Annotated in this window: 8 protein-coding genes; 2 read left to right on the top strand and 6 right to left on the bottom strand. The window is 68.7% G+C overall.

Annotated elements, in window-relative coordinates; all coding sequences use genetic code 11:
• Positions 1-1,566: TRCF domain-containing protein (locus WC493_RS20935; protein WP_373068182.1), on the top strand; the 1,566-nt coding region annotated here is incomplete at its 5' end.
• Between the two features lie 8 nt (positions 1,567-1,574).
• On the opposite strand, the gene WC493_RS20930 is transcribed toward WC493_RS20935, so the two are convergent.
• The 4 genes from WC493_RS20930 to WC493_RS20915 all read right to left on the bottom strand — a co-directional run bounded on the left by WC493_RS20930 (position 1,575) and on the right by WC493_RS20915 (position 4,154).
• On the bottom strand, positions 1,575-2,003 hold the full coding sequence (locus tag WC493_RS20930) for a GFA family protein (RefSeq protein ID WP_373068180.1): 429 nt from the start codon (positions 2,001-2,003) through the stop codon (positions 1,575-1,577).
• Positions 2,004-2,008: 5 nt separating this feature from the next.
• A complete protein-coding gene (locus WC493_RS20925; protein ID WP_373068178.1) occupies positions 2,009-2,656 on the bottom strand; it encodes a DsbA family oxidoreductase in 648 nt (215 codons plus the stop codon).
• On the bottom strand, positions 2,653-3,546 hold the full coding sequence (locus WC493_RS20920) for an alpha/beta hydrolase (protein ID WP_373068176.1): 894 nt from the start codon (positions 3,544-3,546) through the stop codon (positions 2,653-2,655). The genes WC493_RS20925 and WC493_RS20920 overlap by 4 nt, the downstream gene beginning before the upstream one ends.
• Before the next feature lie 68 nt (positions 3,547-3,614).
• Positions 3,615-4,154, bottom strand: coding sequence for a helix-turn-helix domain-containing protein (locus tag WC493_RS20915; protein ID WP_373068174.1), 540 nt, complete (start codon positions 4,152-4,154; stop codon positions 3,615-3,617).
• A 59-nt stretch (positions 4,155-4,213) separates the two neighbouring features.
• Between WC493_RS20915 and WC493_RS20910 the strand changes: the two genes are divergently transcribed.
• Positions 4,214-5,149 carry a DMT family transporter gene (locus tag WC493_RS20910; RefSeq protein ID WP_373068172.1) on the top strand — a complete coding sequence of 312 codons (936 nt, stop codon included), beginning with the start codon at positions 4,214-4,216 and terminating at the stop codon, positions 5,147-5,149.
• On the opposite strand, the gene WC493_RS20905 is transcribed toward WC493_RS20910, so the two are convergent.
• Together WC493_RS20905 and WC493_RS20900 are read right to left on the bottom strand one after the other, a co-directional pair.
• Positions 5,094-5,825, bottom strand: coding sequence for a hypothetical protein (locus WC493_RS20905; RefSeq protein WP_373068170.1), 732 nt, complete (start codon positions 5,823-5,825; stop codon positions 5,094-5,096). The genes WC493_RS20910 and WC493_RS20905 overlap by 56 nt on opposite strands.
• A gap of 2 nt (positions 5,826-5,827) precedes the next feature.
• Positions 5,828-7,046, bottom strand: a 1,219-nt coding sequence (locus tag WC493_RS20900; RefSeq protein WP_373068168.1) for an acyl-CoA synthetase, incomplete at its 5' end; no start/stop codon positions are given.

Here is a 7,046-nt window from a genome sequence, read left to right as displayed (position 1 = left end):
ACGCTCCTCTGCCGGCAGCATTTCGCGACCTTCAAGAAGCGTTTCGCCGGCCTGCCGGTGCGGGTCGAGCAGCTCTCGCGCCTGGTCACGGCCAAGGAGGCGGGCGAGACCAAGAAGGACCTGCTCAGGGGCGACGTCGACATCGTGATCGGCACCCATGCCCTGCTGGGCAAGTCGATCGCCTTCAAGGACCTGGGGCTTCTCATCATCGACGAGGAGCAGCATTTCGGCGTCAACCACAAGGAACGCCTGAAGCAACTCCGCGCCGATGTCCATGTCCTGACCCTGACCGCGACGCCCATCCCGCGCACGCTGCAACTCGCCATGTCGGGCGTGCGCGAGCTCTCGATCATCGCGACGCCGCCGGTCGATCGCCTGGCGGTGCGCACCTTCGTGATGCCTTTCGATCCCGTGGTGCTGCGCGAAGCCCTGCTGCGCGAACATTACCGCGGCGGGCAGAGCTTCTATGTCGTGCCGCGCATCTCGGATCTAGACGATGCCGCCGAATTCCTGCGCGAACATGTGCCGGAAGTGAAATTCGTCAAGGCCCACGGCCAGATGCCGGCGGGTGAGCTGGAAGACGTGATGAACGCCTTCTACGACGGCAAATACGACGTGCTGCTGTCGACCACCATCGTCGAATCCGGCCTCGACATTCCGACCGCCAATACGCTCGTCGTGCATCGGGCCGACATGTTCGGCCTGGCCCAGCTCTATCAGATCCGGGGCCGCATCGGGCGTTCCAAGAACCGCGCCTTCGCCTATCTGACCGTGCCGCCGCGCATGAAACTCTCGGCGACCGCGGAGCGGCGGCTCGAAGTGCTGCAATCGCTCGAAGAGCTGGGCGCCGGCTTCACCCTGGCCAGCCACGACCTCGACATCCGCGGCGCCGGCAATCTCCTCGGCGAGGAACAGTCCGGTCACATCCGCGAAGTCGGCTTCGAGCTCTATCAGGAGATGCTGGAAGAGGCGATCCTCAAGGCCAAGATGGCGGGCGGGGTCGACGACGGCATCGGTGACGGCGAATGGTCGCCGCAGATCAATGTCGGAGCCTCGGTGCTGATCCCCGAGGATTACATCGCCGACCTCGAGCTTCGCATGGGCCTCTATCGCCGCGTCTCCAAGCTCGAAACCCGGTCCGAGATCGACGGCTTCGCGGCCGAGATGATCGACCGTTTCGGCCCGCTGCCGGACGCCGTGAAGAACCTGCTGACCATCGTCGAGATGAAGGCGCTGGCGAAACGCGCAGGGGTCGAGAAGCTGGACGCCGGGCCGAAGGGCGGCACCGTGACCTTCCGGAACCAGGCCTTCGCCAATCCGGCCGGTCTCGTGCAATGGCTCTCCGGCTCGGCCGGGACGATCAAGCTCAGGCCGGATCAGAAACTCGTCTGGTTGCAGGATTGGAGCGAGTTGGACAAGCGCCTGAAGGGCGCCTTCCACCTGGCGCTGCGCCTGGCCGAGATCGCCGACGGCGGCCCGGTCGCCCCGATGAAGGCGCCGCCGCCCGCGCCGCCGAAGCCACAACCAAAGGCGCCGCCACCGCCGCCGAAGCGCTGGCGGCGCTAGCCCGTTACCTAGCCCGTTACCTCGAAGGTGACATCGGGGAACCAGAGCTGCTTCCAGCGTTCGACCTTTTCGGCCGGGCTCAGCTTCCGGGGCGAGGCCGGCAGGCTTTCCCCGAAGACGGCGGCGCCGTCGATCATCCGCACGTTGATCGCGGCGAAGAGACGGGGGCCGTCGCGGTAGAGGCCGGCCATCTGCACCCCGCATTTCCGGCACAGCAACATGCGCGCGGTGCCGCTGCCCTGGCTGTATTCCTGCGCCTGGCTGCGCTCGTTCACCACGATGCCGAGGCGGCCCGCCGGGTCCGAGACGTAAGCCGCGCCATGCTTGGTGCAGAAGATGCAGTCGCAGGCCCGCGGGCGGTAATCAGCCGGCGGTTTGGGCAGGCCGACCGTGATCTCGATATTGCCGCAGTGGCAGCTGCCGGTCAGGTGGTGCATCGCCGTCAGCCCGCTGCCAGATCCTCGCCGGCCGCGACGCGGGGCAGGATCTCGGCCCAGGCTTCGACCGGCTGGGCGCCGACCAGCGCCCATTTGCCCTGAATGATGAAGGTCGGCACGCCCTGGATGCCGATCTGACGGGCCAAAGCGTCTTCGCGCCGGATCAGTTCGACGTCACCGTCGCCGGACAGCAGTTCGGCGACGACGTCCGCGTCCATGCCGGCGGCCGCGGCGGCGGCCACCAGTTCGCCGTGATCGCCGATGTCACGGCCTTCGGCGAAATAGCGCTGGAACAGGTCTTCGACCACCGTGGCCTGGACGCCGGCCGTGCGCGCCCAGCGGATCAGGCGGTGGGCGTCCAGGCTGGAGGGCATGCGCTGGATCGCATGGAAGTCGAAGGGGATGCCCTCGGCCTCGCCGATCTCCAGGAGCGGCTTGTGCAGGTCCTTGCGGTCGCCGAATTTGGCCGCCATGTACTGGCGCCGGTCCATGCCTTCGGGCGGCATGTCCGGGTTCAGCATATAGGCCCGCCAGATCCGCTCCACGGCGATTGCCGGCAGGGCCTCCATCGCCCGGTCGAGCCGGCGCTTGCCGATCCAGCACCAGGGGCAGACGACGTCGGAGACGATCTCGATCTTGATCGCTTCGCTCATTCGCGGAGCTTCTCCTTCAGCCAGGCCCCGGCGGAGACGATGGCGTCGCGCCCCTCGCTCAGCATGGGGGCGAAGAAATGCCAGACGTGGATCATCTGCGGCCAGATTTCGAGCCGCGCCTCGACCCCGGCGGCGCCCAGCGCCCCGGCGAGGCGGACCGAATCGTCGAGCAGGCATTCGGCCGAGCCGACATGGATCAGCACCGGCGGCAGACCGGTCAGATCGGCATGGAGGGGAGAGGCCAGTTCGTCGCCCACCGGCCGCCCGGCCAGATAGATCGCCGTCATCATGTCGAGCCGCGCCTTGCCGATCATGGGATCGACCGAGGCCTTGGCCGCCATCGAGGGCAGGTTGTTGGCGAGTTCCACCCAGGGCGAAATGCAGAAGGCGGCGCCGGGCAGGGACATGCCGGCATCGCGCGCCGCCACCATGGTGGCGATGGTGAGGCCGCCGCCCGCAGAGTCGCCGGAGAAGGCGACACGGCTCGGCGCGAAGCCGCGGTCGAGCAGCCAACGCCAGGCCGCCAGGGCGTCCTCGACGGCGGCGGGGCAGCGATGTTCCGGGGCCAGGCGGTAGTCGATCGCCAGCACGGCGACGCCGGCCGCCGCGGCGATGCTGCGCGCCAGCCGGCGGTGGGTGTTGAGCGAACCCAGGCAATAGCCGCCGCCGTGGAGATAGAGGATGGCGGCCGTGGCATCGGCACCCGCGGGCACGGTGAATTCGGCGTCGCGCCCGGCGATGCTCAGTTTTTCGACCGTGGCGCCGTCATCGGCGTCGACCGGCGGCGCCAGCGTCTCATAGAGCACGCGCATGTCTTCGAGCGGTGTTTCCAGCCGGTCCGGAATGGCGGACAAGGCACCACGCACCAGCGACATTTCCTGCAGGCTCACGATTTCTCTCCCTTATGATTATCGTTGTGGGCCGCATGGTTGCCCGTCGGCGGCCGTCGGGCAAGGGCTCAGATGACGACGTTGCGCAGGAGTCGCAGCGGGCCGTCGCCGGCATTCTCGAACACGACCGGGCGCGTGCTCGGGTAGGCGGCGGACTGGCCCGCTTCGAGGTGCAGACGCCGGTCGGGAAAGACCAGAGTCAGCCGGCCTTCGACGACATAGACCATCTCGTGCCAGTCGCCCGGATCGGCGGGCGATTCGTAAGTGTCGCCCGGGGCCAGCTCCCAGAGCCAGAGTTCGGCCTGGCGCCGCGCCGGCACCGATTGCAGCAGATGGGCCCGGCTTTCCGCCCGCTGCCCCTGCCAGGCGAGCACGGGGGAGGCTTCCTCGGTATCGACGATGAGGGCCGGCAGCAGCACGCCCAGGGCTTCGGCGATACGGTCCAGGGTCGACAGGCTGACGTTGCTCTCGCCCGCCTCGATGGCGACCAGCATGCGCCGGGACACGCCGGAAACCTTGGCCAAGGCTTCCTGGCTCAGGCCGGCGGCCTGGCGCAGCCGGCGCAGATTGGCCGCGAGATGGCGGAGGACGGGAGCTTGACTGTCCATGCTGTGCAATATATTGCTCAATATGCGCAGTTTACTGCACAAAGGGCGGAGGCTCAAGAATGGCGAGCACGGAATCGACGGCCGGCCGGCAGGGCTGGGACGCGGGCGTGCCGCGCCTCGCCGTCGCCTTGCTGCTTTTCGTCACGCTGATCTGGGGCTCGTCCTTCCTGGTCATCAAGACGGCGCTGGAAGTTTCCGGGCCGCTGTTCTTCCAAGGCTTGCGCTATGCCTTTGCGGCACTCGCCCTCGGTCTCGTCGCGGCGCCGCGTTTCGGCCGGCTGACACGGCTCGAACTCGGCATCGGGGTGCTGACCGGGTTCGCGGTCGCCCTCGCCAACGGCTTGCAGGCGCTCGGGCTCGAGAGCATTTCGAGCAGCAAAGCGGCCTTCCTGACCGCGCTCTATATCCCGCTGGTGCCGCTCGCCCAATTGGTCTTCCTGCGCGACCGGCCCGGCCTCGTCGCTTGGATCGGCATCGCCATGGCCTTTGCCGGCAGTGTCCTGCTGGCCGGGCCGGGCGTGGACGGCTTCGACCTCGGCCGGGGCGAGGTGATGACCATCGCCTGCGCCGCGGTGATCGCGGTCGAGATCGTGGTGATCGGCGCCTTCGCCGCCAGGGTGGACAGCCGGCGCGTCTCTTGGGTGCAGCTCGTGGTGATCGCCGTGGTCACTTTCGCCGCCATGCCGCTGAACGGCGAGGGCGTGCCGGGGGCGAGCCTCACGCTTTTCCTCTGCGCCGGCGGCCTCGGCCTCGGCAGCGTGGTGATCCATGTCGCCATGTATTGGGCGCAGCGCCGCCTGTCGCCCACCAGGGCCACGCTGATCTATGCGACCGAACCGGTCTGGGCCGGCATCATCGGGCGGATCGCGGGCGACCGCCTCGGCACCGGCGGTTTCGTCGGTGCGGCGCTGATCGTCGCCAGCGTCGGCCTCGCCGCGCTCAGGCGCGCAGGAGGTGCAGCGGACGGAAAAAGTCCAGCACCGCCGGATCGTTGATGAAGCCGATATTATAGGGATGTTCGGCCGCCAGCACCGGATAGTTCCGCGTGCCGGGCAGGTCGCGCAGGGCCTGTGCGAAGGCACCGAAGAGCAGCAGCCGAGCCTCCGGCCGGGCGGCATGGAGGCCGGCCAGGAAACGATCCATGAAGGGGCGCCAGGCCTTGGCGTCACGCGCCTTGTTGGCGGTCAGCACGGGGATCGCGTTGATCGCCAGGATCCCGGCCGCGCGGATGTTGCGGAACAGCGCGTCCAGCGTCGGCACCAGGCCGAGGGCGGCGGGGTTCAGGGCGGCGATTTCGGCTGCCGCGGCGGCGGGCGAGATCAGCCCTTCGGCGACCAGCAGCATCTTCATGATGTTGCGGAGCGAGGTCGCCCGATTGACCGGCTTGGCGAGGCCGCCGGGCGCCCAGAGCGGCCCCACGGCGCCGTCGTTGAAGGCCTCCCCGATCGCCGAGGCGGCGCGCGGATAGGGCGATTCCCCGATCAGCACGGCTTTGACGCCCACGAGCGGCACCCGGTGCAGGGAGGCCAGCATGAGATCCGGCCCGGGCAGCCATTGCTGGGTTTCGAGCCAGGCGAGATAGGCGGGATCGACGGCGGGCACCGCCGCCGCGACCACGGCACGCCAATCGTCGGCAAGGCCGGCGGTCGCCGCCGCGAAGGGATAGGGCATGGTCACAGCAGCGCCAAGGCCCGGCGCATCACCTTGCCGTTGGCGGTGCGCGGCAGGCTGTCCACCACCCGGACGTCCTTCGGCCGCTTGTAGGCGGCGAGATGATGGGCGCCGTGGGCGAGCAGGGCGTCCTTGTCGAGGCTTGCCCCTTCGCGCAGCACGACATAGGCGCAGATGATCGAGACCGTCTCGGAGACCTGGCGTTCGGCGACCGCGACATCGGCGATCGCCGGGAAGCCGGCCAGTGCCGCCTCCACTTCGAGCGGTGAGACGCGGTAACCGCCGGCATTCATCAGGTCGTTGTTGCGGCCGTGGAACCAGAGGTAACCCGCCTCGTCCAGATGGGCGAGGTCGCCGCCCGCGAACCAGTCGCCGCGCAGCACTTCGGCCTCCTCCGCCGGGCGGTTCCAATAGCCGAGCATCAGGCCGGGATCGCTGCGGTGGACGGCGAGAAGGCCGATCTCGCCCGCGGGCAGGACGTCCCAGGTCTCGGGATCGAGGATCGCCACTCGGCGCCCCACTTGGGGCCTGCCGGGCGAGCCGGGCCGGGCGGGGCCGGGCGGGCACTGGCTGATATAGGTCGAGATTTCCGACATGCCGAGGGCTTCGTAGAGTTCGGTGCCGACCGTCTCCCGCCAATGCTGGAGGGTGACGGCGGGCAGGCTCTCGCCCGCCGAAAGCCCGTGGCGGAGACTGGAGAGGTCCCAAGTCCCGGGTTCGGCATATTTCAGGATCTGGCGGTAGAGGCCGGGCACGGTGGCGAAGATGGTGGCGCGGAAACGCTCGATCAGGCGGGGCCAGATGGTGGCGTCGCGCGGTCCGGTGTAGAGGCAGGCGGTGGCGCCATTGGCCCAGGGATCGGTCAGGCCGACGCCGAGCGTATAGGTCCAGTTGAAGGCACCGGTGTGCAGCACCGTGTCGGCCTCGGAAATACCGTACCAGCCCTGATACATGGGCCGCCGGCCATAGGCCTGGCGCTGGGCATGCAGCACGCCCTTGGGCTTGCCCGTGGTGCCGGAGGTATAGACCAGGAAGGAAGGATCGTCGGCCGCGGTATCGGCGAAATCGCCCATCGGGCCGTTCGCGGCGAGGTCGCGCAGATGGGCCGCCGGGATCACCGTAACCCCTTCGGGCACGGCGAGATCGGCCAGGGAATCGCCGACCGCGATCGCCTTGGCGCCGCAATCCGCGAGCAGGAATTCCGCCTCTTCCGCCGTCAGT

Origin of the sequence: Zavarzinia sp. (genome assembly GCF_041650655.1) — a bacterium.
In the GTDB taxonomy this organism is placed as follows: Bacteria; Pseudomonadota; Alphaproteobacteria; order Zavarziniales; family Zavarziniaceae; genus Zavarzinia.
This window is presented reverse-complemented; position numbering and strand designations above follow the sequence as displayed.

Excerpts from the sequence above, each read along its gene's own strand:
- WC493_RS20925 (WP_373068178.1), bottom strand. The coding sequence starts at position 2,656 with ATGAGCGAAGCGATCAAGATCGAGATCGTCTCCGACGTCGTCTGCCCC.
- WC493_RS20905 (WP_373068170.1), bottom strand. The coding sequence starts at position 5,825 with ATGCCCTATCCCTTCGCGGCGGCGACCGCCGGCCTTGCCGACGATTGG.
- WC493_RS20915 (WP_373068174.1), bottom strand. The coding sequence starts at position 4,154 with ATGGACAGTCAAGCTCCCGTCCTCCGCCATCTCGCGGCCAATCTGCGC.
- WC493_RS20930 (WP_373068180.1), bottom strand. The coding sequence starts at position 2,003 with ATGCACCACCTGACCGGCAGCTGCCACTGCGGCAATATCGAGATCACG.
- WC493_RS20910 (WP_373068172.1), top strand. The coding sequence starts at position 4,214 with ATGGCGAGCACGGAATCGACGGCCGGCCGGCAGGGCTGGGACGCGGGC.